Raw genomic sequence first — 2,202 nt, 5'->3', positions numbered from 1 at the left:
TGTAGTGGCGAGATAGAGCGTCAGCCGCCGCGCATGAGGGGCGCCGCACCAGGTACGGACGTGAGGAGTTGCCGAGCCTCACCCACCGCAACGGGTAGGGCACCCCGGGGCGTTCCAGGGTGTGCACAACGGCTGAACAACGGTGCGATGCGGTCCCGTGGGGAAGCGCGGTCGGGTCGGAGAGGGAGCCCCGCCGCCCGACCGCGTGCCCGGCTCAGTCGTCGTAAAACACGATCTCTGGCATGTCCGTGGCGTACCAGCCGCCATCCGCAGTGCGCTCCAACGGCGACGCCCCCGAGTCCGACCCGGAGCGTGTCATCTCTCGCGGACCGCCACGGCCAGCACGCAGACGAGCCCCCGCGCCAGGAGCGACCACGTACACCGGTTCCGCCGCAGCGCCTCTCCTCAGTCGCGCCATCGGTCTACCGCCCGAACCGCAGGGCAGGCGACGCCGGATTTTCCCAGCCAGGAGTGGCCACGGTGGGGATGACGCCACGCTCCCAGTCGACCGGCCCCCCGCAGTCCGCCCACTCCCGAAGAGCAGCCCGCCCCGTCAACAGCACACCGTTAACGACCGCAGTCGCTTCGCAGCCCCCCGAGCCGGACCGAGTACGCGCCATGACCAAGACCTCCCGCAACGACGATCACCCCGCCAGGGGTGCCTACACGGCAGGGAGTCGCCCACGATGGTCAGACGCTGTACGCTCTAGGAGCGATCGCAAGTCGCGTCTGGCCCGGTGTGGGGTGCCTCCCACCCGGGCCTTCTTCATGTCCAGNAGGCCCGGTACACCGGAGTGGCGTGCCTGCCGCTCCAGTAAGACCAGCCTACGTCAGGGAAGCTTGTCCGTCAAGCTTGTTGGACAAGAGGCAAGGTGGCCCCGCCGCCGAGTCGTCAGGTTGGGATCTTGTACCGCAGCACGAGAACGTTGCCAGGGATGATCGACACCATTACCCGCACGGCCTTATCGCTTGTTGTGTAGCCAACGCGCGTGTGTTCGGCAACGGGCTGACCCATGCTTATGGAANGTCGTGTGGCTTCATCCGGTGTAGGCATTCTCGTCACAATTTCGTCAACATCGTAAACTTGTTCGTACCCAGCCTCCTTCAGAATGTCCTCTCGGGTCGTGTCCTCCGATCGAGCCAGTTCGGTACCACGAACGATACTTTCATCAAAGTAGTCGTCGGAGATAATTCCCGGATGGCCATCGATGAAGCGCACGTGCCGCCGGACCACACACCTATCCTCAGCCGGATCAAGTGCGAGAAGACCAGCGATGCCAGGAGGGGGTGCGATGACCTCAACCTCCAGATCCTGCCGAGTAGGGTCATGCCCTTGACCCTCAATATCCGTCTCCCAAGCATCAGACGAAGCAAGGCCGGTATTCTCGGGAAGCTCAAACTCAGAAAGCCGCCATACCAGCCTACCGTGACCGCGAACGATCCGGCCCCGACGTGGCCGGACGATTACCAAGCCATNCTGTTCCAGAATTTGCAATGCGGAGCGAGCCGCTTGACGACTCACCCGATACTCCCTTGCTATCTCAGGCTCAGATGGCACGAGCGCCCCCGGCCCAAGCTCCCCACGGTCGATCTTGCGCCGCAGGTCATCGACGATCTGATGTATCCGAAGCTGTCTGGCCACGATTTCCCTCCCCTCTCTTGTTGGACAAGCTTATCTGATCAGTTCACGGTCACACACCCAGGGACGATGTGCCAACTTTCTTTACTTGTTCAAGCCGGGCCCTTCGGGCCCGCGGAGCCCCGCGCCGCACACGCCGCGCCGAACAGGGCCCCAGGTGACTCGCCGCGCGGCACGGGGCCCCGCCTCCCTCCGGTCGGCACCCCGTGGCGCGTCGGCCACCACCCCATTCGGCACGTCGGAACGTCGCAGGGCACCGAGCGAACCCAGCGAACATCACGTGACGATCGAGCACCAGCCGTGCCAGTGCCGTGCCAGGAGTACCGGAATCAGCCGGTCGCCAGCGGTCAACAGGGGACAGCACGAATCGCCCTCTATCAGGGCAAGAGCAGGTAGACCACCCGTAACGGGAGATCTTCCAAGCTGGCCATGCCGGTTCGATCCCGGTCACCCGCTCCACTCTGGGTCAACCGTGTCCGCGCGGAGGCGGACCTTGTCGTTCCGCCATGTCCACCGGGCGGGCCGAACCCCCCGAACCCCCCACGTACCGAACAGACCCGGCT

1 protein-coding gene is annotated in these 2,202 nt (G+C 64.8%); it reads right to left on the bottom strand.

Annotated elements, in window-relative coordinates; all coding sequences use genetic code 11:
• Positions 1-892: 892 nt before the first annotated feature.
• Complete coding sequence (locus tag CED_RS23210) at positions 893-1,642, bottom strand: GntR family transcriptional regulator (RefSeq protein WP_084680899.1); 750 nt, start codon at positions 1,640-1,642, stop codon at positions 893-895.
• Positions 1,643-2,202: the final 560 nt, after the last annotated feature.

This window comes from Frankia sp. CeD (assembly GCF_000732115.1).
GTDB classification, from domain to species: domain Bacteria; phylum Actinomycetota; class Actinomycetes; order Frankiales; family Frankiaceae; genus Frankia; species Frankia casuarinae.
This window is presented reverse-complemented; position numbering and strand designations above follow the sequence as displayed.